The sequence below is a fragment of the Bacillus sp. FJAT-27445 genome (genome assembly GCF_001510665.1).
Lineage (GTDB): Bacteria > Bacillota > Bacilli > Bacillales > Cytobacillaceae > Bacillus_D.
On sequence record NZ_LMTI01000005.1, the window covers coordinates 414,583 to 440,632 of the forward strand.

Below are 26,050 nucleotides of genomic sequence, written 5' to 3' on the forward strand. Positions count from 1 at the left end.
TTAAATGGTATAGTTCTTTTAGAAGGAGTGATTGGGTTGGAATTCAACGATGTTATACACGGACATAGATCGATACGGGAATATGAAGACCGGGAAGTAAGCCAGGAGCTGCTCGAGCAAATATTGGATGCGGGCATTCGAGCCTCTTCAAGCGGTAATATGCAATCTTATTCGATTGTCGTCACAAAGGACAAAGAACTGAAGCAAAAGCTATACACAGCACATATGGAGCAATCGATGGTCGTTGATGCGCCTGTACTGTTAACTTTTTGCGCCGATTTTAATAGGATGAGAAAATGGCTTGAGCTCAATGATGCTCCTGTCCATTTCGACAACTTCATGAGCTTCATGATTGGTGCGATTGATGCAACGCTGGCCGCGCAAAATTGTGCTTTGGCAGCGGAGAATGCAGGGCTGGGCATTTGCTATATGGGGTCCACGCTTGCAAATTGCGACCAAATTGGCGAACTGCTGAATCTGCCGCCGAATGTGGTACCGGTTGTGGGTTATTCATTAGGGTATCCCGCAGAAAACCCTGCACCAAGAGACCGATTGCCAAGGCATGGACTTGTTCACTATGAAACGTATCGTGATTATTCAGATGAAGAAATCCTTGAAATCTACAAAGATAGAAATGAAAAAGGCTGGAAACGCTACATGGACATCCCTAGGCTTAAAGAAATGACAGAACGAATGGGATTGAAAAATCTTGCTCAGGTCTATACGATAGCCAAGTATACGAAAGAATCCCACATCGATTTTTCAAAAACCGTGCTGAACTACCTGGAGAAGCAGAACTTTATGGAGAACGAGTAAGGGTTTTATCCCCCAAATGGTGAAAGATCAGCTGGAGCTGGAAAAGCTGAAACACGAAAACTATCTAATCGAAACGGAAAAAATGAGGCTTGAGCTCGAAAAAACGCTGTTGGCAACTCCTAAAGATGAGACAAAACTCATATAATGGACGTGGGTTTTCAGTCTCGATATATTTGCTTTTTTTAGCGCAAAAAAGCTCAGTGATTCTTCAAATCACTGAGCTTGGATTTTCCTTTACTACTGTAGGTGTCAACGTATCTGTTGTTAAGTAGGCTTATACTTCGTCTTGATATATTTCTAATTAGGGATATCCTCTTCGCCGTTTTTAAATTTCACAATAAAGGACAGGATTGATTTATTATGTCTAAAAGGCGTACCGAGATCTCAGACGGCACATTTTCCGATAACCTTGCCGCAGCTACAATGGGAGCCCACTGTAATACCTCATCTTTTGCTAACCCGCTTTTCTCACAATAAAGATGCAAGTACATTTCCGCTAATTCAGTTGAAACCTGGGAATAGAGAAGATATGTACGATATACATCGGCGCGTAAATCCCCTGCACTGGCATCCACCCAATCTATGATTGTCACGTTAGTATCTGTCATGATCAAGTTGAACGGATGATAATCTCCATGACATAGCCTACTTTTAAAGGTAATTTTATTCAATTTTTGTAATAAAGCAGACTTATGCTTGTTGCTTAAATTATTTGTAGAGTTTATCTGACGACTTAACTTTTCTTTCATAGATTCAATCGAATCGGCCTCAACCTCAACCTTATGAATTTGTTGGTGTATTTGAACCATAATGTTCATGTGATATTCTGCTTGTTCCATGTTTTCAGAAAGAATCTCACCTATTGATTGGCCCTTTATGAGCTCCATAATAATAACTTGTTTACCATTTATTTTCGTAACATCGATTATTTTTGGTACAGGAAGTCCACACGAATAAGCATATTTTTGTTTCGCAGATTCATTAAAAGCTTCCGTTTCAGGCAAGTAGTCATTAAATACTTTGTAAATCTTGTCTTTATGGAGATAGATTTTTGCTGTATTTCCTATTGCTATCGGAGCACCTAAATTCATAAGTATCTCTCCTTAATTTTTCTGAACTACAACTGCACTTTTATTATTCGACTTCCTATCTTTGCAATCTTTGTTGAACCTAACTCCTGTTATCAAAAGACCCAGATTCCTTCACACTGCTATATTCAGGCGAGGCCCTTAATTTTTCGAAGAATTGGTTTTTCGCTTCCCTGTAAAGTTCCATATCCTTTCCTTCAAAGTTCTTTTTCAATTCATCATATTCTTGTCTATACTGATCATTCATTAGCAAAACATCTCGAAATTTCCAAAAGAAATCGAATTCTGAATTAATAACTGTTAGTTGTACTCCCAAAGGAGGAGTTACCGTATCGTCTTTGAAAGCTCTAAACGTTTCCGTTTTTGTGCTGCCCTCATTTAGCTCATATAGCTTTGAAAGTTTTTGAACTGCTTGAGTAAATTGGCCCGGTTTAACTCGAACTTGTATATCCAAGTCTCCCTTTGTAATACTGTTGGGAATCGCTGAACTGCCCACATGCTGTATGTCTGCTTCTGGAAGCATCATTCCGATTACCGCTTTGTGAAATGTAAAAGCTTTTTCTGCCGTTTCATTAAAATCATCAATCTTAGTAAAATTGACCCTCTCCATGTCAATCACCCCCGATTTATTATACGGTCCAATTCAACCAGACACATTTCTCCCTGAAAACCCTGCCTTAATTTTAACATAAATACCCAATTGCCCTGCTTTATAAATCTGTCTTTTTTTAAAAGAAGCAGTCTTATAGAAAAAGTATCAAAAGCTAAGAGACACAGTGGGGAATCCACTAGGTGTCTCTTTTGTTTGATAAAAATGATATATCAACTGGCCGGTAAACATGATATTATCAGAATATTATGTACTATATAAAAAAGGGGAGTTTGACATGAGCGTGATTACGCGTAAGGATGTGCCGGTGGAGGAAACTTGGGATTTGACGCCTATTTTTGCTTCTGATGAAGAGTGGGAAAAAGCCTACATTCAGGTTGATCAGGATTTGGATGGGATGCTTGAAGGTAACATTATCATGGATAGTGCAAAAAGCACCCTGGATTTACTTCGAAAATACGACAGCCTAATGGAAAGGTTCAGCAGAGTATCCAGCTACGCTTTTTACAAATACTCCGAAGATGGAACTGACTCCGACAATCAGCACAGGCTCGGGCGTTCGCAGAATCTGGCCAAAAAATCCTACAATCTTAGTACGGTTATCGTGAACCAGTTTCTTCAATCGGCGAAAGATGTACTGCCAACGTACATGGAAGAGGAGAGTGGCCTACAAACCTATCACCGATTCCTGGAGAAAATCGATAACCTTCGGGAGCACTCATTAAAGCCGGATATGGAGGATTTGCTGTCTTCTTTGGGCCAAACATTAAACGCATCCAATTCCATCTACTTAACGGTTACCGCCTCCGATCTCACATTTGAGTCTGTTAAAGATAAGGATGGAAAAGAGGTGCCGGTTTCCCTTTTCATGTATATGACCCAAGTTGAAACGTCACCGGATACAGTGCTGCGAAGAAATGCATATCAGTCACTCTCAGATGGTTTGAAAAAATACCAGCATGGCCTGGCCCAAACGTTAACGAGTCAAATACATAAAAATGTTTCGATTGCAAAACTGCGCCAGTATCCAACGACGATGGATTATTTGCTGCAATATGATTCACCGGCAGACAACAACTTTTATGCAGGGGATGGCATTCCACGCCAATACTTTGAAGATGTACTCGATACGTTTCAGCAGGATCTTGCCCCCCATATGCAAAGATATGCGCGTCTAAGAAAACGTCAGCTTGGCTTGGATAGGCTGCTTTTCTCGGATGTAAAAGCACCGCTGGACCCTGATTTTGATCCGCCCATCAGTTATGAGGAAGCAGGGGAAATCATTGTTGAAGCAGTAGGAGTGCTGGGTTCTGAATATCAGGACCTGATGCGAAAGGTGTTTACGGAGCGATGGGTATACAGGGGCGATAATGTCGGGCGGAGAATGATTGCCTTTGGCGGCGGTGTCCACGGCGTCCATGGCTATTCATTTTACCCATGGGGCGGCAACCTATTTGATGTGATTCTCCTTGGACACGAGCTAGGCCACGCCATCCATCTCACGCTTGCTGCCCAAAATCAAAAATTCATCAACAACGGCCAATCGCTGTTATTCGTCGAGGCACCCTCGACATTGGTTGAACATCTAATTGTCCAATACCTGCGTGAAAATAGGGACGACCCGAGGCTGCACCGCTGGCTGAATATGTACTCGATGATGAGCTACCATCATAATTGCGTCACTCATATTCTGGAGGCTGAATTACTGAGAAGGCTGTACAAGATGGCCGACCAAAAGACTCCCCTGACGACATCCGTGATCAGCAACACGAAAGGGGCTGTTTTATCAGAGTTCTGGGGAGACACAGTCGAAATCGATGAAGGCGCGAAACTAACATGGATGCGCCAGCCGCATTATTACATGGGCCTTTATCCGTTTACTTATTCAATCGGCACATCCGCATCCACTGTAGTTGCGAAACGGATCCAAGCGGAAGGATTATCTGTAGGTGAACAATGGACAGATGTCCTGAAGCGGGGAGGAACGATGAGCGGCTTCGACTTATACAAAATGGCCGGACTCGATATGTCCACAACAGACGTCATCAAACAGGCAATCGCTCATGTGGGGAACATTGTTGATGAGTTGGAAAAAAGTTTTTAATTGCAGGGGGAGCCAAAAGATAAAGGATTAGCAAAAATCTAGAGGTTCCGACTGGTATATCTTTTGATGCGAAGACCCTGAATCTCGCTGTTAAAACCCTGACGCACGGCAAAACAACACTCCACTGAACAAAAACTTTGCCTTTGGCTCCCTATATTGTATAGTAATGGAGAAAATGTGGGATTGGAGTGGAGTAATTGATTTCAAACTCTGAATTACAAAATTTAGATCTGATTGACCTATTAAGTGAGCGTCATAGCTTGGTCCGTAAAATCTCAGAGAATGCCTGGAACAAACAAAGTGATATCTATATTTCAAATTCTGAATGGTATATAATGGCGCGGATTTATAAAAAACAGCCCAACATTTCGTATATTACTAAAAATGTTGAAATTTCCCGACAGGCCATCCATAAATTTATCATAAAGCTGTCTGATAAAGGATTAGTCGAAATCAGCAATGCAGAAAACAACAAGAAAGAAAAATGTATTAAGCTAACAGCTTTAGGAGAAGAGTGCTACGAAAAAAACGAAGCCCTCAAAGCTCGCCTGGAAAGTAAAATCGCAGAAAAAATTGGTGCTGAGCAAGTTGATCTTCTTAAAAACATTTTAAAGTTGGATTGGGATATTCATGAATAAAAGTTAACCTCCTTAATGTCATTTAAGTTGACAGTGAGGAGGTTTTTCTTTATATTTAAATAGTCAACCTTATTGACAATTTATCTGTCTTTATTCTTATAAAGTTGGAAAAGTGAAGGGGATTAGATTTAAATGGCACTGGTAGAAGAACAAGAGCAAGCATATGATGCCAGCCAGATACAGGTTTTGGAAGGGCTTGAAGCTGTTCGTAAGCGGCCGGGCATGTATATTTTTAAAAACGCATACGAAAAAATAAATATGATATAAAATGGCCGGACTCGATATGTCCACAACAGACGTCATTAAACAGGCTATCGCTCAAATAGGGGATATTGTTGATGAGTTGGAAAAGGGTTTTTAAGACAATTTTTTTAAAAAAAGAGAAGTGGCAGCGCCGAAAATGATTCCCTACATTTCCAAATTTAGCTATACGTTGAAACAGTTATTCAAACAATTTTTGAATGCAAAAACGTACTTAGCACACTAACTAGCAGTCCAATTCGCAACTGAATTGGACTGCTTTTTTTGTTGATGCAGCAGGGCTTTTAATCGGATGAATGATGATTAGCACCATAGGGTGGTTTGATTCAATTGCTATATTCCCAACAGATGAATTCCTAAATATGTCTAAAGTGGTATATTAATTTTTTCGCTGTTTCTCGTTTATCTTCGCTACATAAAGGTAAAAAGCACTATAAGCCTAAAGATAACATCTGCCCCGGCAGCCTAAACTGGAAGGAAAGGAGACTTGGGATGAGCGTTCAAAAGAGTACGGATAGTTCAAGCCTGGCAGAAGTAATAGACAGGATTCTCGACAAAGGGATAGTGATCGATGCTTTCGCAAGAGTCTCACTTTTAGGGATTGAAATTTTGACGGTTGAAGCCAGGATTGTGATAGCCAGTGTCGATACATGGCTGCGCTATGCCGAAGCTGTTGGACTTCTTAAGGAAGAAGGCGCTAGGAGAAGTTTTACAAGTGACGATAAAGAGGGAATCCCTCAGTTTAGTTTATAAAGTAATCAGAAAGGGGGTAATTATTTATGCCGGAAATGGAAAATAACCTGCATTTGCAGGAAACGGATCAACAAGAAGAAAAAATGGAAAATGGAAATTTTTCAATTAATCTTGCAATAGTTGGCGGAATTGTGGGCGCAGGGATAGGGTTGCTTTCAACCCAGGAAACTAGTTAAAAAGTCTTTGAAAATTTCGCACAGTCAGAGTTTGTAAAGAATACAAGCCATGAACTGAAGAAAGCCGCTCAAGAAATTATCACTGCCCAGGCCCAAAAAAGCATCAGTCAATTTGCATCCAATTATCTCGAAAACACTGATGCGGCTTCAGCGGCAGCAGATGCAAGGGGCACTTCCAAGTTTGAAGAAATAAAGGAAGAAAATAAAAATCTGAATGACCGCCTTGACCGTATCGAAGAAATGCTCTCAAAACTGGCTGAGTCGAGAAGCGATAACGGTTAACAAAACAAAGGGGGAAATGTGGTGGGAGAACGACTGAAAAAAGCAGCAGGAAAAGTTGCGAAAGAAATCATCGAACATACCCCCAAGCCAATAAAGAAAAAAGTAAAAAAAGAAATTGTTGAAAAAGCCAAAGAAAATGCTGTTGAAAGTTTCCAGGAAAAAGCTGGAAATTTCACAGAAAAATTAGAAGAAAAACGGGAACATTTTGCTGAAAATCTTCACGATAAGGCCGAAGAAGCAAAAGAGAAAACCCAGGATGCCCTCCTTACTGCCAGGGAAAAAGTAGGCAGGGCAAAAGAGGCAGGGAAAGAACTCCAGGAAAACCTGTCATCTTCCCAAAAAAAGAAAGAACGCAAAGTCAAAGGAATCAGCAATATAAAAAGTGCCAGCAGCATTAAGGGGACTAACGATATTAAGGGAGCTGCCAATATCAAGTCATCAAATGACATTAAAACAATGGGCTCCTGATTTAACATCCAGAAAGGAGAATCAAGAATGGCTGTTCAAAAAAGTACAGATAGTTCTAGTCTTGCAGAAGTTATCGATAGGATTCTGGATAAAGGGATTGTTATAGATGCATTTGTTAGGGTATCCGTTGTAGGGATTGAAATACTGACGGTTGAAGCGAGGGTAGTTATTGCAAGTGTGGATACGTGGCTCCGCTATGCAGAAGCGGTAGGGCTGCTTAGAGATGAAGTTGAAGAGAAGGGGCTTCCTTCCCGGGAAAATGAAAGAAGCAACGCCAGGTTTAGTATTTAGGATGATGGGTAGTGTCAGGATATGTACAACACATATCCTGGCGCTTATTTAAAAGGTGGAGGCCGGTAATGGAAATTAAAAAGATTATAGGGAATGTGACAGAATTTTTTAATGAGTTTGTTGCACCCGTCCATAAGATTACTTCAATAGAAGAAGCTGAAAACGGCTGGAAGCTCACTGTTGAAGTAATAGAAGAAAAAGAATACATGAAAAAGTATGCAAAGGATGAAATGATAGGCGTTTATGAAGTCAGCCTGAATCATGAGAAAGAAATTTCTTCCTATAAACGGCAGGAGCTGCGTTTCAGAAGCTCCATTAACCAAGAATAGTAGGGTGTGGTAAAAGAGTGACAGTCTTGAAGCAGAGCAATAAACAGCATAAGTCACCAATTACGATGGACAATAGCACCCAGGATTTATTGCTTCGGTCTCAACGATATTTGGCTGCCGGTTATCCTGTGCATTTCACAGGTCCCTCCGGAGTAGGGAAAACGTCGCTTGCACTTGCTCTTGCTAAAAAGCGGAAGAGGCCGATCATGCTGATTCATGGAAACCATGAATTAAATAATAATGACCTTATTGGTGACTTTACTGGCTATACAAGCAAAAAGGTTGTGGATAACTATATAAGATCCGTTTATAAAAAAGATGAAAGCCTGACGGAAGTATGGAAAGATGGGCGTTTATTAGAGGCTGTTAAAAATGGGTATACCCTCATTTATGACGAATTTACCCGTTCCAAACCCACAACAAACAATATTTTCCTATCATTGCTTGAAGAGGGAATTCTCCCGCTTTTTGGAACAAAAATGACTGAGCCATTTATCCGCGTGCACCCGGAATTCAGAGTGATATTTACCAGTAATCCTTCCGAGTATGCAGGGGTTTATAAAACTCAGGACGCCCTGCTAGATCGGCTCATCACCATTTTCATTGACCACAAGGAAAGTGAGCAGGAAGCCAAAATCGTTTCGGAGAAAACCGGCATAAATCTCGAGGAAGCCAGATTCATTACTTCCCTCATTGGGGAACTGCGTAAAAGCTGTAAAGAAGAAGACGGACCAAGCTTGAGAGCTTCTTTAATGATTGCCAGTCTGGCAGAGAACGAAAAAACGTCTATAAAAGGGAAAGATCCAGATTTTCAACAGCTTTGCATTGATATATTAGGCCATCAAACCAGCAAGTGCTTTAAAGAAGAGGCTCAGCCTAATAAAAAAGCAGAAGAGCTGATTATTACATTATGCGAGAGCATCAAGATAAATGAGGAGTAAAGGGGAGAGTTTAGAATGAAGCAGGGAGAGCAAATGGGTATTTATATCTTTTGTGGAATTCAGACGGATTCAAATGAGACATTTGGTGAAATCGAGTTTGACGGAGAGAAGCGGGAACTTTTTGTTATCCGGTATAAAGATTCCGGAATGGTCGCAGCGGAAGCCCCTATAAAAATTTATCAGCCAAACAAGGATAACCTTATGATGCACCAAAAGGCTGTATCCCTTGTAATGAACCAAAATGATACCGTCATTCCCGTTAGTTTCGGGAATGTCTTCCATACAAAGGGAGATGTTGAAGTACTCCTGGAAAATCTATATCCGCAGTTTCAGGAGCTTTTTCCTGCAATTAAAGGAAAAATCGAACTGGGGTTAAAAGTCATCGGAAAACAGCAGTGGCTTGAATCAAAGATTAAGGAAAACTCAAAAGCAGGCGCTCTGGCGAACTCTGTCCAGGGGAAATCTGAAGCGGCCAGTTACTATGAACGGATCCAACTGGGCGGAATGGCGCAAAATCTTATTAAATCTCTTCAAAAGGAGATTGAGATGGAAGTTTTTCAGCCGTTAACCGAACTGGCAGAAGCCTCTAAAACAAATAATCCTATAAGCGAAAAAATGCTGCTGAATGCGTCATTTTTAATAGACCGGGATAAAGAGCAGATATTCGATGAACAGGTGAATGCTGTTAATGAAAAATGGAAGGATAAGGTCGAGTTTAACTACAGCGGTCCCTGGCCGGCATATAATTTTGTCAATATCAGACTAACGGTTGAAAATGCCTGATGCTGCACAAATTGGTTTCCGCTCCTATCAACCTCGTTATTAAAATTGCTGAAAAGGTGAAAGAGGAGGCGGATAAAGAACTTTACGACCTTCCAACCATTCAGCAAAAACTCATCCAGCTTCAAATGATGTATGAATTGGATGAAATCCCGGAGGAAGCCTATAAATCAAAAGAACAAGAATTGATGGCCAGGTATGAAATAGCAAAACAGAAAGAAATGGAACAATGGCAGGAAATGACAAAAAAGAAGTGAGGAAGGCAGGAGTTATGGGCGAACTGATTTATTTATATGGGTTGGTCCCAACAAAAGAAGTGAAAGAAAGTGCGCTTCCGAATGATAAGGGATTTGACGGCCGCAGGGAAATCTATCCGCTTTCCATTGGAAATATCACAGCGGTAGTCAGCAAGCTTGATTCAGAGGAATATAGCGAAGAAACCATTAGTGACAGGATCAATAACGATATGGAGTGGCTTCAGGAAAAAGCATTCCACCATCATGAAACGGTTTTAAATCTATCAAAAATGTTCACTATTATTCCATTAAAATTTTGCGTGTTATACAAAAGTGAGGCCAGCCTTGGACAGGCCGTACAGTCCAAGGTAGCGAAAATAGAACAAACCTTTTCTTTGCTCGCAGATAATGAAGAATGGAATGTAAAGATTTACTGTAATGACCAGTTGTTAAAACAACGGGTAAGCGAAACCAATCCTGCGATTGAAGAAAAAAGAGCGGAAATCAGCCAGTTATCCAAGGGAAAGCAATTCTTTGAAAAGAAAAAACTTGAAACATTAATCGAAAAAGAACTTGAGGAAGAAAAAAACCGGATTAGTGAAAAAGTCCATCTGCATTTTAAAGAAATCGCCCTTGAAGGAAATGTCAAAAAAACCTGGGGCAAAGATGTAACAGGAAGAAAAGACAATATGGCCTGGAATGGTGTGTACCTTGTTCCCAAATCAAAGGTAGAGCCTTTTTTGGAACAAATCCAGCAAAATGAAAAGGAACTGAAAGAAACAGGATGGCACTTTGAGGTGACAGGTCCCTGGCCAGCCTACCATTTTTCGAGCTTTTCATAAATAAGGATTGATAGATATGTCACTTAGAGAATCAATAGAAAATAAGGAAATCGCCCTGATTGATATTTTGGATGTGATTCTGGATAAAGGAGTGGCCCTCAGAGCGGATTTGGTCATTTCCATTGCAGGGGTTGATCTGGTTTATCTCGATCTCCGGGTCTTGATCGCTTCGGTTGAATCACTAGTTCAGGCACAGCAGAAAGGAAAAACGATATCTTCGGATCAATTCGATATGCAAAGGGAGGAGCTGCTGCATGCAACCGGCCAGCCAAACAAATGGAAAGATTAACCTGGATCCTGATAATGCAGAACATGGATTGGCACAGCTTGTATTGACTGTGATTGAGCTTTTAAGGCAAATTGTCGAAAGGCACGCAATAAGGCGTGTTGAAGGTGGAACCCTTACAGATGAGCAAATCGAAAATTTGGGTGAAGCGCTGATGAACCTGGAAGAAAAAATGGAAGAGTTAAAAGAAATATTCGGCTTGGATGATGAAGACTTAAATATCGATCTAGGTCCTTTAGGAAGCTTACTCTGACAAGCCTAAGGAGGACAAATTTATGGCAGTTGAGCACCATATGCAATCCAGTACGATTGTAGATGTCCTTGAGAAAATACTGGACAAAGGTGTCGTGATAGCGGGCGATATTTCAATCGGGATCGCTGACGTAGAGCTTTTGACCATTAAAATCAGGCTGATTGTGGCCTCCGTTGATAAAGCAAAAGAAATTGGGATGGACTGGTGGGAAAATGACCCTTACCTTTCTTCCAAAGCAAATGATAACAGGACGAAAGCATTGGAAGAAGAGAACAAGCGACTTCAGGAACGGCTGGAAGCACTTGAAGGAAATCTGTCCACAAACCGTTTAAACGCACCCAACTAACTATAACTTAGGAGGTTATAAAAATGGAAAGCACAAACAATGCTGTGAATCAACCTCAAGACACTCAAACTGGAAGCAATACCAAAACTGAAACAATCAAACGCTCCATAGCTGGAGGGATTATCGGAGCCACAATCGGCTATCTTGCAACTCCGGAAAATGGCAAGAAAGTAATGGAAGTTGTAAATGCAGATAGCCTTAAAACCAAGGGCTCTGATTTAGGCGGTACAGTTAAGGAAAAATCAAAGAAAGCCTTATCAAGTGTTAAAACAACCGCAGGCAAGGTTTTTGGCAAAAAAGAATCCTCTCGATCCAATAGCAGTTCAACTGTTCAAGCAAACGACGGTAAAGGCGGAATATCGGAAACTGAGAAATTAAATCAACGTTTGGACAAATTGGAGGAGATGTTAAATAATTTCATTCACTCCAAAGACAGCAAGAATGACCGGAAAAAGGACAGCAGTTCTGAATACAATGCCGGATAAATTTCATAGAAAATGAAAATTAGTCCAATATAAATCTATTTATTGGAGGGTATAAAATGAAAGAAGAAAAAAACAATCAAGACCTAACAACTGAGAATCTAAAAGATGATACCCAAGAAAGTGGCAAAGTGGGAACTGAAGATAAAACGAAAGAAAACAAAACGAATGAAAACCAAACAAATGAGAGCCAGTCAAATGAGCAATCTGCCGAATCAAAAAGATTGATGAGCAGTTCGTTAACCCGGTCATTGGCCGGGGGTGCAATTGGTGCTGCCATTGGATATATCGCTACACCAGAGAACAGCAAGAAAGTTAAGGACAGCATCACTGAAAATGTCTCGGAATTAGGGAGTGCAGCCAAGGATAGTTCCAAGAAAGCACTGGATACCGTAAAGAAATCTGCCTCCAAGTTAATGAATAAAAACGAGGGAAACTCCGAAAATGGTTCTTTGAGTGATCGTCTTGAGAAAATGGAAGAAATGTTCGGAAAATTATTTAAGGGCAAAAACAGTGATTCGCAAGAAGAAGGGACCAATCAAAACAGCTCCGAGTCAGGTAAGTTGGCTGGAGAAAATGGTAATTCATCGAAAGATTCCGGCTTAACCGGTTCAGATAGCCAAAGCGATACCTTTGGGCAGGATGAAAACAGCTTTACTGAGACAAGACTGATCGGACCGGGTAGTAATGAGAGTTCTTCAGTCGATGACGAGAAAGAGCCGGTCGATCGACAGCCTGAAAACAACTCAGAAACAGAAACAGAAAGAAATGAAAGCGACGATTTAAAAGCACAAAATCAAAAGATAAAAGAACGCCTGGATAAAATAGAGAGTTTGTTACTTAATCTTCTAGAGGAAGAGAATATCGGATCGAAAAGCGAACAAGAAACCTCTGATCAAGATTCGGATATAGCCAGCGGTGATGAACAAGACGATTCAGAAGACAGATCAGAAGATTCCTTAACAGCCGCTTCTTCCCAGGGAGATCAGGAAGACGGATCAGCCAGCACTGAGGAAAGCAATTCAACCACAGGGAATCTAGACGAAGAAACAGCTGATTCATCAGAGGACGAGGAAGAAGACGAAGAAACAGAAGATACTCCTGAGGACGAGGAAGAAGACGAAGAAACAGAAGATACCCCTGAGGATGGGGAAAAAGACGAAGAAACAGAAGATACTCCAGAGGACGAGGAAGAAGACGAAGAAACAGAAGATACTCTTGAGAACGAGGAAGAAGACGAAGAAACAGAAGATACTCATGAGGACGAGGAGGAAGACGAAGAGACAGAAGATAATCCGGAGGACGAGGAGGAAGACGAAGAAACAGAAGATAATCCGGAGGACGAGGAGGAAGACGAAGAATCAGAGGATACCTCTGAGGACGAGAAAGAAGAACAACAAGAACCAAAAGAGCAAAATGGAAAATCAAGCAGCAATAGTAAAGGTGCTACAACCAAAAACACAGGCAGCAAAAAGGGCAGGCCGGCAAAAAACTCAAGTAAAAAAAATACTCCCAAAGAAAAATACACTGTGCTTCAAGAGGAAGAGGATACTTATCTATTAAATGGGCTAAAGAGGGATGAGTAAGATGAGTAATCAATCCGAACCGCGGAAAGATAATGTTCTTGAGGTATTTGTACAAGCCGCCAATAAACACAATTACAATCTGGATATTACGTTGAACGTAAAGGGAGCAGTCATTACAGGCACTTTGGTTTCGGCCAAGGAATATTTCGAGTCACTGAGCCAGGCGTTTGAGGATGGTGGAGATATAGCAGAAAAATTGAGTGACATGCTGATAAATGCTGGAGAAGCCGCTGATTCTGATGCCAACAATACAGCTAATTTTATTCATTTAACAAACACAAGAGTTTATTGTGGGGACAGCAAATCTACCCCTTCAAAAGGTGAGTTTCTTTGGAGAGGCAAATTGAGTGAGATAGATGGGTTTTTCCTTGGCAGAGTAGTAGATGGTAATTCTAAGAGCAATTAGATTCAATTCTGCCGGGAGGGTATCAGCCCATTCCCTGTTGGCCGAGCCACTAAACAAAAGGCAGGTAATACTGAACAGGCCAAGGCAGTTTACATTTTTAAGGGGGTTGTCCCAAAGGTCGTTGACCATTAGGGACAACCTTTGTTTTTGTTTCTCCAAATTTGGTTTTGGGTTGTTATCTGTTATTTCCTCCTGAGCGCGACCACGTTGTTTTCAAGGAGGCATAGCTGCCGATGGCAGGTAGCCGTAAAACCAGGAATTAAATCCAATTAACTGTGTGGGGCAGCCCTTTCTAGTGATGCTTGGATCAATCCGAATAATTGAGAAGGGTGCACCTCAATCCATCTTATAGCTGCCGGAATCGATTCAATAAGCCGCTTAATCAAAAAACAATTTCTCCCTAAGGATATCCAGAGCCCGTTCGATTTCCTCCAGGTCTTCATTCGAAGCATGCACGATCCGATCTTCAAATCGTGCTTCAATCATCGCAAAAGCATCGCTCATCATGGCTTCTCCGTCTTTAGAGAGGCGGATGAATTGTTTTCTCCGATCTTCACTATCATGAATCTTTTCAATTAAGTTTTTTTCGCTTAATTTTTTCAGCTCCCGGCTGGTGTTCGGCATGGACATGTTCTGGCAGTCATTGATTTCACTTGGGGTAACCGGTTGGCTGACGGCGATATATTCGAGAATGTTATATTGAACTTGCGAAATCGAATCGGGTTTCGCATTTTTTGTTAGTTCATACGTAACCCGATGAACGGAACTTGTAAAGGATACAACCTTTTGGAAAAGAACCCTTTTGTCCACTGTCCTCACCTCTCATAAAAGATAACAAATTTGTTATCCGAAAACAATTATCAATTGATAATTAAATCCTGAGGTGCTATAATTTAGTTATCTAATGATAATTAAAGGGGTGCTGTCTTTTGAACATGCTAATCATTTTTACTTACCCCAATCATAACAGTTTGAATTATGCCTTTTTGGAAAAAGTCCTTAAAGGCAGCGAGGAAAATGCAAACATCAAGGAAATTCAAGTCCTCGATTTATACGAGGAGGGCTTCAACCCGCTACTCGTTTTCAATGAGCAAAAGCGTAGACGTGATATGCACAAGGATCCTGGAATAGAAAAATACAGGAAGCAGCTGACATGGGCAGACAAAATTGTCTTCATCTATCCGATTTGGTGGGGAAGGCCGCCCGCCATGCTTCTTGGCTACATCGACCAATTATTCGCGTCAAATTTCGCATATAAAGATAATAAGGGCTATTTTCCGGAAGGGTTGCTGAAGGGAAAGTCAGTCGTGTGCGTGTCGACCATGAAGGGGCCGACCCTCTATCCATTCCTCTGGCTCAATAACGCGCATAAGATTCTCATGAAACGGGCCCTGTTCAATTTCGTCGGGATCAAGAAGGTGAAGTTTTTTGAATTCGGGAACATGGAAAACCTTAACGGGAACCAGGCGAAGAAAATGGAGAAGGTCTACAAGTATTTTAAAAAAGTAGCCAACTAATAGAACCATTTGAAATCACGGTTTTATAATGAGGAGATGATTGGGGGAAATTGATTTCCTCCCAATCCTAAATTGAGATGAAGGGCGTATCATTATAAAAAAATGAGGGAGTCAAATTGGCATGCTGTTACCATAGAGTACTTCATAGATAACTACAGGATATATATTACAAGACCCGGTTGATAGTTAGCCGGGTGTATTTTTTGTATCAAACTCATTTTTGCCATGGGGTCCTGGCCCAGTTAAACATGAGAATCTGTGAAAAGGCTGGGATGGATATTAGTTATACTTGGTCAAAGGTCTGGCAGCGCTGTATAGAAACGGCATGGACTTAAAGGTTAAGGATTTCTGGTGCGCACCTCGGCAGTGTGAAGTTAATCCCTAGGAAATCAGGACGTTTCGACTAAGCTGGTGGCCAGGTTGATTGCCTACCCTAATTTATTGTAAATAACAATTATTCCAATATAGTTAAAATATACCAGTGTTTTATTTTATTTGAGACTTTAATTATGAATAGACAAAAAAGAAATGGCTAAAACTTTAATAAGAATAGGTTAACGATGCTTCTCAATGAAGGATCGTTTTTCCTTTATGAATGCCTTTTAATAAGATTTTTCACAAAATTTCAGCTTTTTACTAATCCGGAATTGAAATTGTATAATAATTTGAATCGGGGTAAAAATAGTTTAATTACCAATATATAAGCATTAATTACGTTCAAAAAAGTGTTAACAAATGTGCAAAACCCGTGCTATAATTATTTCGAAATAATAATTGAAATGAAAGCGTTAACCGATGGCCATTGAAATGAACGGTTAACTGCTTGCAAAGATGGGAGTTCAAAATCATGTCAATCATTATAGGAATTTTGGGGATACTTGCACTCATTGGTACTGCCTGGCTTATGTCAAACGACAAGAAAAATATTAATTTCCGTGCAGTAGGGATCATGCTGGCTGTTCAGCTGTTTATAGCCTGGTTCATGCTCAATACTTCTATAGGAAAGAAAGTCCTGCAAGCAATCGTTAATGTCTTTAATAAAGTTCTTTCATTCGGTAACGAAGGGATAGCTTTCGTATTCGGTGACCTCGCAGGGAAAAACTATTTCTTTGTTAACGTATTAATGATGATTGTTTTCGTCTCAGCATTGCTTTCAATTTTGACGTATACAAGAATTTTGCCGCTGGCCATTAAATACATCGGCGGTGCAGTTGCTAAAATAACCGGACTTCCGAAAATTGAGTCGTTTGTAGCGGTAAACTCAATGGTTTTCGGTGATACAACTGCAATCCTGTCTGTAAAATCGCAAATTCACAAACTTTCGCCAAACCGTCTCTTTATCGTTGTCACATCATCTCTGGTTGCTGTATCCTGCTCGATATTAGGCGCTTACATGCAGATGATTCCTGCAGAGTTTGTTCTGGTCGCGTTACCGATTAACATCTTCTCCGGTTTGATTCTTTCTTCAATGGTTAGCCCAGTGCCGAAAGAAGAAGACGATGATATTGATATTAAAGAAATGATTCCCGAAAAATCACTGTTCGAAGCAATCGGGAACGGTACATTAATCGGAGGAAAAACAGCATTAATTGTCGGCGCGATGCTCATCACGTATATTGGCTTGCTGGCGATGGTCAACTTTGTATTAGAAAACTTAGTGGGCATGACATTCCAGGAAATTGTAGGTTATATCTTTGCCCCAGTCGCATTCATTATGGGGATTCCAGCGTCTGAGATTGTCAGGTCAGGCTCCGTAATGGGAACAAAGGTAGCTGCCAATGAATTCGTGGCCATGCTTGATTTTATGAAAATCATTCCTGAAATGAGCCCGAAAACTGTCGGGATTGTCTCAGCATTCCTTGTTTCCTTCGCCAACTTCTCTTCCATCGGAATTGTCCTCGGAACTGTACAAGCTATCAATGGCGAACAGGCAAGCAGATTGGCTAAGGTTGGTTTAAAGGTATTGTTAGTCGCTACCATGGGGTCAGTCCTAACTGGTACGATTGTTGGATTGTTCCTGTAATATGAAAAAGTTCAGCCCTCTTCGGCAAGTTAATGCTGAAGGGGGTTTTTATTGTCCTTAAAAAAATCGGACTGTATGGAGAACGTAGAAGTTCGTTTGAACTATGAAGAAGAAATACCATGGACCTCAATATTATTGTGCTGATGTCATCCGCAGCTTGCCCATTTAGACTTTTTTTGAGTTATAGACAGCGTCATCTGCTCAATATACTGCTCTAGAGTGTTTTTATCTTTTTAGCAATGATGTCTGTTGCTTTTTTCGGATTTAAACGATATAAGAAGTCCATTATTTTGGCATCGTTCCCGGCTAATACCCGGTATTTTTTATTTTCCATCCCTTTAATAATGATGGCGGCTGCTGCATTCGCACTGAGCAACTTATAGGAATGGCTCTGAACTCCGTCTGCATTAATTCCGGAATTTCGGACGAGGTTCGTATCGACTCCACCAGGAAAGACGACCGTTACACCAACATTGGTGTCTCTAAGCTCTAAATGAAGGCCTTCAGTTAACATTTTGACAGCAGCTTTTGAAGCTGTATAAATCGATTGAAGCGGCACGGGAAGAAATCCGCCCATGCTTGATACATTTGTAATGTAGGCTTCTGGCCGTTCTAAAAGGTATGGCAAAAACGATTTGCACATATAAAGCGTCCCATAAAAGTTGACATCTATGACCTTTTGAATTTGTTCATAATTTAAATCATTCACGCTGCGGAAGTGCTGAAGAATTCCCGCATTATTAATGATCCCATCTATGCACCCATGTATGGCGATGATTTCTTCCGGCAATTTTTCCACATCATCTCTGTTTGCTATATTAGCCATGTGTATCGAAATCTTATCCCCATAGACTGTTGCTAACGACTTTGTTTCCTCTAGCCCGGATTTATGGATGATGGCTGCGACTCTAGCTCCTTTTTCTAGAAGTTGGCGAACAAGCTCTCTCCCAATCCCGCCACCAGCACCTGTTACAACAATAACTTTATTGAGTACTTTCATACTATTCCTCCGAATAACTGTCATGAAAAATTCAACCTTTTAAATATTCATATGTTAGTTAAGTGGATGAAATTCTTTTTAGATTTCTGGGTAGGGTGAGTGCCGATAATTTGTATTCCATCATATAAAAAAGACCGCTTCGCGATATACGAAACGGTCTATTTCTATTTCTTATTACTCAATTAAGAAGAAAGCATACCCAATAGAACTACAATCACAGTTAATATTATTGCAATCAGGCTATACAAGAGAACAGCCAAAGAAAAGTTCTTTCTAGGGCTATCTGGTCCAAATCCCCAAACCAATAATAAAATAAAATTCACAATAGGAATCCCGAGTAAAAAAATAGTCCAAAACCACTTTCCCACAGACAAATGCTTATTTACCAATGTATGTTTCTCCTCTTCTATTAAATCTGTTGTGTTAACTTCATATACCTGTTCATTTGCAGGAACTTTTTGTTTGTATTGGCTGTATAGATAAAAGAACCCGGCCACAACAATGAGAAAGGATACATGGTTTGTCCATCCAAACACACCAATGAGTTTTTGAATCATAAGAGTTAATGCTATGGAAGGGCTGCCCATAACCAAGAAAGACTTGATATCCCCGGAGAGGGACTGTAATAAAGAAAAAATTGCTCCAATTACGAAAACCAATATGAAAGAATTACAAATGTCTTTCTTAGTTTTAACGAGTGTTTTTTTCTTATAAAGAATAGCTAGTCCAGAAATGAAAAAAACGAGCCCGAAATAAACCTTCCATCCCCCGCTAGTAAAAGATAATGCGGTACTGAACAAATCGGCTCTGGTAAAAGGATACTCAGGAGCTATTCTGGAAAACAACGCATACAAAATACTTGGCAACCATGATGCCGTTAAAACGATGCCAAGCACGAAAACGGCTAAACCAATTTTTTCAATAGCGTTTAACGATTTAAAAAATTCTTTCAACTTTCACACTTCCTAATATAAAATTCTAACTTTTTAATCATACGAAAGGGCTTAAAAACGGTCAAACTATAAATAATGGAAAAAACTATTGGAGTATATTAATGATCACGCCTTTTTAGCGTTTCATTACTTCTTCCCCTAGTATTCGAATTCCTTTTCAGTCTTCATATCTTCTACTGTAGGGTATAATAAATCTAGTTTTAACTGAAAAGGAGTCATAATGATGGATTTACAATTGCACGGAAAAAATGTACTCATCACTGGCGGCTCGAAGGGTATTGGAAAAGCCATTGCAAGGGCGTTTGTGGCGGAGGGAGCGAATGTTGGAATTTCGGCCAGGGGGATGGAAGCGCTGGAAGAGGCAAGGGAAGAACTTGAAGGAAATGCTGCCATTTTTAAAGCAGATATTACCAATCCAGAGGAACGAGAGAACCTGATCCATTCTTTTGTTGAAAAATACGGAACAATCGATGTCTTAGTCAATAATGCAGGCGGAAGCAATGGCGGGTTAGCGACAGAAACAGACATGGGTTTATACTACGAGGCAATGGAGTTGAATTACTTTTCAACTGTCCATTTAAGTAAATTAGCTGTAGAGCATATGAAAAAGCAACAATCAGGTTCGATCATTAATATTACGTCTATTTTCGGCAGGGAAAGCGGAGGGAAGGTTACCTATAACAATGCAAAATCTGCCTTGATCAGTTTTACCAAGTCACTGGCTGACGAAGTGATTTCAAATAAAATAAGGGTTAATAGCATCGCGCCAGGCAGCATATTGCACGAGACAGGTAATTGGAAAAAACGCCTTGAGGCTGACCCGGAAGGCATAAAAGAATTCGTAAAAAAGGAAATACCAGCCGGCCGCTTCGGCACCCCAGAAGAAATTGCAAATGTTGCAGTATTTCTCGCCTCGGAAAAAGCATCCTGGATTGTAGGTGCCAGCATAAATGTAGACGGCGGACAATCTAGAATGAATTTTTAGGATTATGCAGGAAATAGAAATAAATCTTTTTTCCCAATCACACGTCAATCTATAAACTTATAATCTTCTCAAAAAGAGACCCACTCGTAATCGAAAATCCAGCTAATGAAAAATACGAAGCCATTAAACACAAAACCCCGCTCAAAAGGAGCAGGGTTTTGACATTTTTTATTAGATTTATTATTGAAGGTAAAAGATAACCTGGCCACCCATCATATCTTCGTATCGAAGTTGAGCTTTTTCACCAGTTTTTACAAACGCCAAATTCTAACCTTTATTTTCTCGAGTCATAGTCAGTGTTTCCGACTCAAAATACCGATGCAGTTAGCTAAAGAATAGATTATTTTTACAATCTTTTAACGTTTTAAACACCAAAATCTGGTTGTTCTTTGTTAACATAGTGTTTATGGTGTTTAATTTGTAGAAAGAGGGAGAGTAATGGCAGGAAAAGCATTGGAAGTTCAATCCTTAACGAAAAAAATTAAGAACAAAGTAATTGTCAACGATGTCAGCTTCTCGGTTGAAAAAGGAGAAATCTTTGGGCTGCTTGGTCCAAACGGAGCAGGGAAAACGACTATTATCCGTATGATTGTTAGCCTGATAGGGCGTACGCAAGGAAATGTCATTGTAAATGGTTTTAATTTGGACACTCATTTTAAAGAATCAATGAGTGAAATTGGCGCAATTGTTGAAAATCCGGAATTCTATAAATACCTTAGCGGATATAAAAATCTAAAACACTATGCAAATATGGCGAAGGCCAAAGTTACCGAAGAGCGGATTCAAGAAGTCACAAAGCTTGCCGGCATTGAACACGCCATCCACCAAAAGGTTAAGACTTATTCACTTGGGATGAGGCAAAGATTGGGCGTCGCACAAGCATTGTTACATAATCCATCTTTACTAATCCTTGATGAACCAACGAATGGACTCGATCCCCAGGGAATCCGAGAGTTCCGGGAATATTTGCAGTCCATTGCAAAAGAAGGCATTTCCGTTCTCGTATCCTCTCATTTATTGTCCGAGATGCAGCTGATGTGTGATCGATTTGCCATTATTGAACAGGGGAAATTGATTCATATTTCGTCAATTAATCAACTTCATGATGACGGCAAGGACGTACAAACTGTTCTATTCGTGGTTAATAACCTGGAAGCAGCCATGCAGATATTAAGGGAAAACGATTTAGGAAATGAAATGAAAATAGTAGGGGAAGACCAGTTTTCTATAAACCTAGATAAAGAAGCGACAGCCGAAGCGAATAAGTTATTAGTCACAAATGATATTAGCGTATATGCCATTAACCAAGTCACGGCTTCGCTAGAAGATCGATTCCTCGAATTAACTGCAAAGGGAACAGGAGGTAAAGAATAGTGTCCTTGTTAATTAAGAATGAGATAGGGAAGATTTTTGGAAAGAAATCCAGTTGGATTTATATGATTATTATCTTAATTGCTGTCGTCCTTGGAGGCATCCTTCAGAAAAATTTCACTGAGGAACCTAGTGAGAATTGGCGTGAGGAAACACAAGTCCGCGTGAACCAATTGGAGAAGGATTTAAAAACGGCACCTGAAGAAGAAAAAGAATGGATGATCGCGGATTTACAGCAACAACAAAAGTATCTGGATGAAAATATTAATCCCAATGAAATGAGCAATTGGCATTTTATGAATCAGACTGTGTATGGTGTTACTACGCTTGTTACACTTTTTGCTGTAATCGTCAGCAGTGCCATTGTATCCTCCGAGTTTTCCGATGGGACGATTAAACAGCTGCTAATCAGGCCTCATCAAAGATGGGCAATCCTTTTGTCAAAGTATCTCTCAGCGATCATTTATTCATTAATGCTGGTTGTCGTTCTTATTGTCTCAGGTTATATTGCAGGCTCGCTCATCTTTGGAAACGGTGGTTTCAATGCCGAATTTTTTGAATATTCCCTTGAAGGAGGGCGAAAACTCGCTGAAATTGGACCACAGTTTTTCTTGAAGGTCCTGTATTACCTGCCAAGCCTTTTGATTCTTATTACAATATCCTTCATGCTGTCTACATTGTTTAAAAGCCAGGCTTTGGCGGTTGGAATCGGGATATTTGTTTTGTTCCTGTCTTCAACTCTTGGCGGCTTGATTGTCATGTTGGCAGAAAAATATACCTGGGCGAAGTTCCTGATCTTCCCCCACATGGATTTGACTGTGTACGCACTTCAAGACAAAATACTTGAGGATGTCACACTGCCAATTTCATTGCTAACATTATCAGTCTACTATGTTATTTTCATGTTGCTCACGTTCACCATTTTCCAAAAACGGGATGTTAGTATTTAATCTTTCCTGCAAAGTAACACCTGGTATTCATAAGATAATTGTGCTGAGTGGCAATCTTGAAAGAGGAGCATTCCGTGTGAATGCTCCTCTTTTACTCTAATTTGCTGACAAAGTCGAGATTTACAATAGACCTAGCCGCCAACATCTCTTCGTATCGGAGTTGAGTTTTTTTTACGAGTTTTTACAGAGCCAGGAATGTAACCTTGGTTTCGGATTCCCCAAAAGCATGGTTCCGACGAATAACTCGCAAAAAAGAGAAGCCGTTTCATTTCCAGGTTCAGCTGAAAATTGTTTCTGAATCTTCAATGATTGTCAGGATTACTTTATACGCTTCATTTGATTTCGTACTGTCAGAGTCCTTGTATTCATCATAGGTGATTAAAGCCTTCCACAGAGCCCATCCTCTTGCTCGATTCCATGTTTCTTCATCCATCTTTACTACATTCTTGAAAACTCTTCTGCTCTCAAAATCAAAGAAGGTCCAAGCCATAGCTGCATCACAAGAAGGATCTCCTACTCCCAGTATTCCGAAGTCAATTACGGCACTAAGCTTCCCGTTCTGTACTAAAATATTTCCTGGCGCAATATCTCCGTGAAGCCATACAGGCTTTCGTTCCCATTTGGAATCTAAAGCCAGTTCCCAGAGTCTTATCAAATATATTTCATCAAAAACATCACGATTACTCCTGATTGCATTTCTCGTTTCATTGTCATACACGGATAGATGTGCGCCTCTGTAATAATTATGAACTCCAGCCAACGGGCCGTCACTCGCGTCAATGGATTGCAACTCAAGTAAAAACCCGCCTAAATCGGCTGCAAATTGATTTAAATCTATTACGTTTTCTCTAGTGACCGTCTCTCCATCAAGCCACTTGTAAATTGACCAAGGGAATGGATAGTCCTCATTCGGTGTTCCTTTCGCAACTGGTATCGGAATAGGCAATGAAAGCTTTTTTGCTAAAACCGGCAACCACTTTTGTTCCTTTTCTACTTGCGGTACATACCCCGGGGCACTCGGCAACCGCACACTCATGTCATTCCCCAAGTGGAAAGTACGATTATCATTACCACTCACTTTAACCGATTTAATATCTAAATGAGCCCACTGGGGGAATTGCTCTTCTATTAGTTTAGCTACTAATGCGGAATCAATTTTTATCTTAACTCATTCCTTTCCCGGTATATTTCCAATTTAATTATAAGCTTTTCGGTCAATGATGTGCATGCTCTTAGCAGTGAACTTAGGTATCGAAAAACTACAATTCTCCTTCAATTTTTTCCTGAATATGGTACATTTAACTATATACTCAGCGAACAGGGTTGGTGAGGATGGCCAGCTGCTAAAGGAATAATGAGTCGGTTAGCTAGAAATTACTACCCCGAATAGGGTGCCAAAATGAACATTATTACCAAAGACCAACTTGAACTTTTGTTCCAAACCTTCCATTCTAGGCTGGATTTATCAAATATAATAACTTTCGATGATGAAGACCTAACGAAGGTACTGCATTATTTTTTGATCTTAAAGGAATTTAGCAAAGAAATAGCAGCCGGTTCTCCTTTTACAATCGAACAAGTCCTTTACAGCCAGTATTATTGGTTTGTTTATTTTAAAAATCAATACTTCTCCAAGTATGGATACGATGCCGGCATGGACCAACAGGCTTTCCAGCTAATTGAACAGTTAACATACGAACTTGATGAAGTTAATTGGGACTTCCTTGAACAAATCACCAATGATTTGAAGACCGATTATGAATGTTGAAAGTTTACCAGAAGGATGAAAACCATACGAATAAGGAGGATATCATGGAGCAAGAAGGGTACGTTTCATTATGGGTAGGGGAGTTTAGCTCTTCTGAAAATTTCAGCGAATATCTCTCTATTGAGTATGATGAAGATGGAGAAGCCATTCCTTCCAATTTCGAAAGGGGTTTTTCTATTGAGTATTATGACCTCGATTTCCAGGAGGTTATATTCTATCAACAACCACTTTCAAATCTAAACCAAATTTTAGAAGGGGCATCTTATGATGAAGTCATTATACCGAAATTCAAAGGTATGTTAGCAAACAATGCGCATGAAAAAGTAAACGCCGTTGTATTGCTATATAACTTTCAGTACAATTCCTGTGTAAAAATGGACAAGAGTGGATTGAACACGCTGCACTATATAGGGGCAGTGCAATATAAATAGCGCCAATCAAATTGGATTGGCGCTATCTTTTTTATCAACATAGATTAGTAGAACTCCATATGCCCCTTACTCAGCCGGTAATACGCCAGCCGGTCCTCAAGCGTCCCCGTATGGATCTCAAAACTTATGCCCCTCACTGGAGAATTAACTTGGAGCTTTCAGTGGGGGCAAGCATTGAAGTGCTGCATATTTTAACCGCTACTGGATTAGTAAGGAGGTGGAATACAATGAGATAGTAAAATTATAACGTAAGCCATTGCAACCTCCATACCCCTGTGACCCCAACCAATAATGGTAAAGTTATAACAACTGAATCATTAGCAGCATCTCCTAATTGCCATTGTGACCGGTTCTCCCATATATGACTGCTATTGTCATTTTTCATTTCTCCTTTTTCTTTAAATCAAGTTTTTCCTTATTCCACACAAAAAACGGAATTTCTAATTGGCGGGGTTTCTCCAAACGACCCCTCTTCGCTCATATTCCATGCGATGTTCAACTGCAGCTGCAATCTCAGCTCCCGAAAACCTCTCAATAATCCATAATCCTAGGTCAATTCCTGAAGTAACTCCCCTAGCTGTGATTACACTACCTTCATCAACAATTCGATATCCCAAGTAATCAGCTCCATATCTAGGAAGTTCATCTTTCGCCAGATAATGCATAGCAACTTTCTTGTCTTTTAAAATACCTGAAGCAGCCATTAACATGCCGCCTGTACAAACTCCGCACACAATCGTACCTTCGCCATGCATAGCCGAGATGATCTGTGTTAACTCCCCCTTCTCCGCCTCATGTCTGGCCCCATGTTGGGCTTTATGGTTCCAGCCACCGCCAGGGATGATTAACAAATCTGGTCTGTTGTCTAAACGTAAAAAATCATGGACCCTCACTTGAACGCCAAAGGATGCGACGACTTCTTTTCGAGACCGGCTTGCGACTAATTCAATCTCGAATGGAGCTCCTGCCTCGATGCCCCGCTTTAAAACTTCAAAAGGTGCCAAAGCGACAAGTTCCCCAAATCCTTCAAATAATACAATTTGTATCTTCACCCTTATTCTCTCCTTTTATGTATAAA

General features: G+C 40.3%; 34 protein-coding genes. 27 read left to right on the forward strand and 7 right to left on the reverse strand.

Translation table 11 applies throughout. From position 1 onward, the window contains the following. Positions 1 to 27 precede the first annotated feature (27 nt). The gene (locus AR337_RS16740; RefSeq protein WP_253701841.1) at positions 28 to 816 is read left to right on the forward strand and encodes a nitroreductase family protein; all 789 of its coding nucleotides are present in this window, start codon (positions 28 to 30) and stop codon (positions 814 to 816) included. Between the two features lie 16 nt (positions 817 to 832). Then, positions 833 to 961, forward strand: a complete 129-nt coding sequence (locus tag AR337_RS23955; RefSeq protein WP_301335728.1) for a hypothetical protein — start codon at positions 833 to 835, stop codon at positions 959 to 961. 187 nt (positions 962 to 1,148) lie between these two features. On the opposite strand, the gene AR337_RS16745 is transcribed toward AR337_RS23955, so the two are convergent. Together AR337_RS16745 and AR337_RS16750 are read right to left on the reverse strand one after the other, a co-directional pair. Further along, positions 1,149 to 1,907 carry a phosphotransferase family protein gene (locus AR337_RS16745; RefSeq protein WP_059173153.1) on the reverse strand — a complete coding sequence of 253 codons (759 nt, stop codon included), beginning with the start codon at positions 1,905 to 1,907 and terminating at the stop codon, positions 1,149 to 1,151. 79 nt (positions 1,908 to 1,986) lie between these two features. Next, positions 1,987 to 2,514 (reverse strand): GrpB family protein, encoded by a 528-nt coding sequence (locus tag AR337_RS16750; protein ID WP_059173154.1) that lies wholly within the window; start codon positions 2,512 to 2,514, stop codon positions 1,987 to 1,989. A 277-nt stretch (positions 2,515 to 2,791) separates the two neighbouring features. On the opposite strand from AR337_RS16750, the gene AR337_RS16755 reads away from it, so the two are divergent. From AR337_RS16755 to gvpU, 18 genes are all read left to right on the forward strand, one after another. After that, the gene (locus tag AR337_RS16755; RefSeq protein WP_059173155.1) at positions 2,792 to 4,618 is read left to right on the forward strand and encodes a M3 family metallopeptidase; all 1,827 of its coding nucleotides are present in this window, start codon (positions 2,792 to 2,794) and stop codon (positions 4,616 to 4,618) included. A gap of 197 nt (positions 4,619 to 4,815) precedes the next feature. Further along, positions 4,816 to 5,256: a MarR family winged helix-turn-helix transcriptional regulator gene (locus AR337_RS16760; RefSeq protein WP_059173156.1), complete on the forward strand. Its 441-nt coding sequence runs from the start codon at positions 4,816 to 4,818 to the stop codon at positions 5,254 to 5,256. Positions 5,257 to 5,388: 132 nt separating this feature from the next. Beyond that, positions 5,389 to 5,523, forward strand: coding sequence for a hypothetical protein (locus AR337_RS23960; RefSeq protein ID WP_301335729.1), 135 nt, complete (start codon positions 5,389 to 5,391; stop codon positions 5,521 to 5,523). A 486-nt stretch (positions 5,524 to 6,009) separates the two neighbouring features. Next, a complete protein-coding gene (gvpA, locus tag AR337_RS16765) occupies positions 6,010 to 6,270 on the forward strand; it encodes a gas vesicle structural protein GvpA (protein WP_059173157.1) in 261 nt (86 codons plus the stop codon). Between the two features lie 26 nt (positions 6,271 to 6,296). Next, positions 6,297 to 6,446, forward strand: coding sequence for a hypothetical protein (locus AR337_RS23815; protein WP_253701845.1), 150 nt, complete (start codon positions 6,297 to 6,299; stop codon positions 6,444 to 6,446). 303 nt (positions 6,447 to 6,749) lie between these two features. After that, entirely contained in the window at positions 6,750 to 7,196 is a 447-nt protein-coding gene (gene gvpQ, locus AR337_RS16770) for a gas vesicle protein GvpQ (RefSeq protein WP_059173158.1), read from the forward strand. Between the two features lie 27 nt (positions 7,197 to 7,223). Continuing rightward, on the forward strand, positions 7,224 to 7,487 hold the full coding sequence (gvpJ, locus tag AR337_RS16775) for a gas vesicle protein GvpJ (protein ID WP_059173159.1): 264 nt from the start codon (positions 7,224 to 7,226) through the stop codon (positions 7,485 to 7,487). Between the two features lie 68 nt (positions 7,488 to 7,555). After that, entirely contained in the window at positions 7,556 to 7,816 is a 261-nt protein-coding gene (gene gvpO, locus AR337_RS16780) for a gas vesicle protein GvpO (protein ID WP_059173160.1), read from the forward strand. Positions 7,817 to 7,833: 17 nt separating this feature from the next. Then, positions 7,834 to 8,757: a gas vesicle protein GvpN gene (gene gvpN / locus AR337_RS16785; protein WP_253701849.1), complete on the forward strand. Its 924-nt coding sequence runs from the start codon at positions 7,834 to 7,836 to the stop codon at positions 8,755 to 8,757. Between the two features lie 15 nt (positions 8,758 to 8,772). Continuing rightward, complete coding sequence (locus AR337_RS16790; protein WP_059173161.1) at positions 8,773 to 9,540, forward strand: GvpL/GvpF family gas vesicle protein; 768 nt, start codon at positions 8,773 to 8,775, stop codon at positions 9,538 to 9,540. Then, positions 9,540 to 9,794, forward strand: a complete 255-nt coding sequence (locus tag AR337_RS16795; RefSeq protein WP_059173162.1) for a gas vesicle protein GvpG — start codon at positions 9,540 to 9,542, stop codon at positions 9,792 to 9,794. Before AR337_RS16790 ends, AR337_RS16795 begins: the two co-directional genes overlap by 1 nt. Positions 9,795 to 9,808: 14 nt before the next feature. Then, entirely contained in the window at positions 9,809 to 10,615 is an 807-nt protein-coding gene (locus AR337_RS16800; protein ID WP_059173308.1) for a GvpL/GvpF family gas vesicle protein, read from the forward strand. Between the two features lie 16 nt (positions 10,616 to 10,631). Next, positions 10,632 to 10,904, forward strand: a complete 273-nt coding sequence (locus AR337_RS16805; protein ID WP_059173163.1) for a gas vesicle protein — start codon at positions 10,632 to 10,634, stop codon at positions 10,902 to 10,904. Beyond that, a complete protein-coding gene (locus AR337_RS16810) occupies positions 10,870 to 11,154 on the forward strand; it encodes a gas vesicle protein K (RefSeq protein ID WP_059173164.1) in 285 nt (94 codons plus the stop codon). The genes AR337_RS16805 and AR337_RS16810 overlap by 35 nt, the downstream gene beginning before the upstream one ends. A gap of 22 nt (positions 11,155 to 11,176) precedes the next feature. Then, a complete protein-coding gene (gene gvpJ, locus AR337_RS16815; RefSeq protein ID WP_059173165.1) occupies positions 11,177 to 11,500 on the forward strand; it encodes a gas vesicle protein in 324 nt (107 codons plus the stop codon). A 23-nt stretch (positions 11,501 to 11,523) separates the two neighbouring features. Continuing rightward, positions 11,524 to 11,985, forward strand: coding sequence for a YtxH domain-containing protein (gene gvpT / locus AR337_RS16820; RefSeq protein ID WP_059173166.1), 462 nt, complete (start codon positions 11,524 to 11,526; stop codon positions 11,983 to 11,985). A 56-nt stretch (positions 11,986 to 12,041) separates the two neighbouring features. Next, positions 12,042 to 13,568 carry a YtxH domain-containing protein gene (locus AR337_RS23290; RefSeq protein ID WP_059173167.1) on the forward strand — a complete coding sequence of 509 codons (1,527 nt, stop codon included), beginning with the start codon at positions 12,042 to 12,044 and terminating at the stop codon, positions 13,566 to 13,568. Position 13,569: 1 nt separating this feature from the next. Next, a complete protein-coding gene (gene gvpU, locus AR337_RS16830) occupies positions 13,570 to 13,974 on the forward strand; it encodes a gas vesicle accessory protein GvpU (RefSeq protein ID WP_059173168.1) in 405 nt (134 codons plus the stop codon). 378 nt (positions 13,975 to 14,352) lie between these two features. Here the strand turns inward: gvpU and AR337_RS16835 are convergent, their stop codons facing one another. Continuing rightward, positions 14,353 to 14,784 carry a MarR family winged helix-turn-helix transcriptional regulator gene (locus tag AR337_RS16835; protein ID WP_059173169.1) on the reverse strand — a complete coding sequence of 144 codons (432 nt, stop codon included), beginning with the start codon at positions 14,782 to 14,784 and terminating at the stop codon, positions 14,353 to 14,355. Positions 14,785 to 14,903: 119 nt separating this feature from the next. Between AR337_RS16835 and AR337_RS16840 the strand changes: the two genes are divergently transcribed. Further along, complete coding sequence (locus AR337_RS16840; RefSeq protein WP_156424435.1) at positions 14,904 to 15,491, forward strand: NAD(P)H-dependent oxidoreductase; 588 nt, start codon at positions 14,904 to 14,906, stop codon at positions 15,489 to 15,491. Between the two features lie 847 nt (positions 15,492 to 16,338). After that, the gene (locus AR337_RS16845; RefSeq protein ID WP_059173170.1) at positions 16,339 to 17,514 is read left to right on the forward strand and encodes a NupC/NupG family nucleoside CNT transporter; all 1,176 of its coding nucleotides are present in this window, start codon (positions 16,339 to 16,341) and stop codon (positions 17,512 to 17,514) included. A gap of 214 nt (positions 17,515 to 17,728) precedes the next feature. Here AR337_RS16845 and AR337_RS16850 read toward each other — a convergent pair whose 3' ends face one another. Both AR337_RS16850 and AR337_RS16855 read right to left on the reverse strand, forming a co-directional pair. Next, on the reverse strand, positions 17,729 to 18,514 hold the full coding sequence (locus tag AR337_RS16850; protein ID WP_059173171.1) for an SDR family oxidoreductase: 786 nt from the start codon (positions 18,512 to 18,514) through the stop codon (positions 17,729 to 17,731). Between the two features lie 182 nt (positions 18,515 to 18,696). Next, on the reverse strand, positions 18,697 to 19,467 hold the full coding sequence (locus AR337_RS16855; protein WP_059173172.1) for a hypothetical protein: 771 nt from the start codon (positions 19,465 to 19,467) through the stop codon (positions 18,697 to 18,699). A 223-nt stretch (positions 19,468 to 19,690) separates the two neighbouring features. On the opposite strand from AR337_RS16855, the gene AR337_RS16860 reads away from it, so the two are divergent. The 3 genes from AR337_RS16860 (at position 19,691) to AR337_RS16870 (ending at position 22,773) form a co-directional block, all read left to right on the forward strand. Further along, complete coding sequence (locus tag AR337_RS16860) at positions 19,691 to 20,452, forward strand: SDR family NAD(P)-dependent oxidoreductase (RefSeq protein ID WP_059173173.1); 762 nt, start codon at positions 19,691 to 19,693, stop codon at positions 20,450 to 20,452. 438 nt (positions 20,453 to 20,890) lie between these two features. Beyond that, complete coding sequence (locus AR337_RS16865) at positions 20,891 to 21,826, forward strand: ABC transporter ATP-binding protein (protein WP_059173174.1); 936 nt, start codon at positions 20,891 to 20,893, stop codon at positions 21,824 to 21,826. Beyond that, entirely contained in the window at positions 21,826 to 22,773 is a 948-nt protein-coding gene (locus AR337_RS16870) for an ABC transporter permease (RefSeq protein WP_059173175.1), read from the forward strand. The genes AR337_RS16865 and AR337_RS16870 overlap by 1 nt, the downstream gene beginning before the upstream one ends. A 277-nt stretch (positions 22,774 to 23,050) precedes the next feature. On the opposite strand, the gene AR337_RS16875 is transcribed toward AR337_RS16870, so the two are convergent. Beyond that, entirely contained in the window at positions 23,051 to 23,935 is an 885-nt protein-coding gene (locus tag AR337_RS16875; protein WP_059173176.1) for an aminoglycoside phosphotransferase family protein, read from the reverse strand. Positions 23,936 to 24,172: 237 nt separating this feature from the next. On the opposite strand from AR337_RS16875, the gene AR337_RS16880 reads away from it, so the two are divergent. Together AR337_RS16880 and AR337_RS16885 are read left to right on the forward strand one after the other, a co-directional pair. Beyond that, positions 24,173 to 24,541: a hypothetical protein gene (locus AR337_RS16880; RefSeq protein WP_059173177.1), complete on the forward strand. Its 369-nt coding sequence runs from the start codon at positions 24,173 to 24,175 to the stop codon at positions 24,539 to 24,541. A 44-nt stretch (positions 24,542 to 24,585) separates the two neighbouring features. Next, complete coding sequence (locus tag AR337_RS16885; RefSeq protein ID WP_082687045.1) at positions 24,586 to 24,972, forward strand: immunity 22 family protein; 387 nt, start codon at positions 24,586 to 24,588, stop codon at positions 24,970 to 24,972. A gap of 440 nt (positions 24,973 to 25,412) precedes the next feature. Here AR337_RS16885 and AR337_RS16890 read toward each other — a convergent pair whose 3' ends face one another. After that, positions 25,413 to 26,024, reverse strand: a complete 612-nt coding sequence (locus AR337_RS16890; RefSeq protein ID WP_059173178.1) for a DJ-1/PfpI family protein — start codon at positions 26,022 to 26,024, stop codon at positions 25,413 to 25,415. Positions 26,025 to 26,050 lie beyond the last annotated feature (26 nt).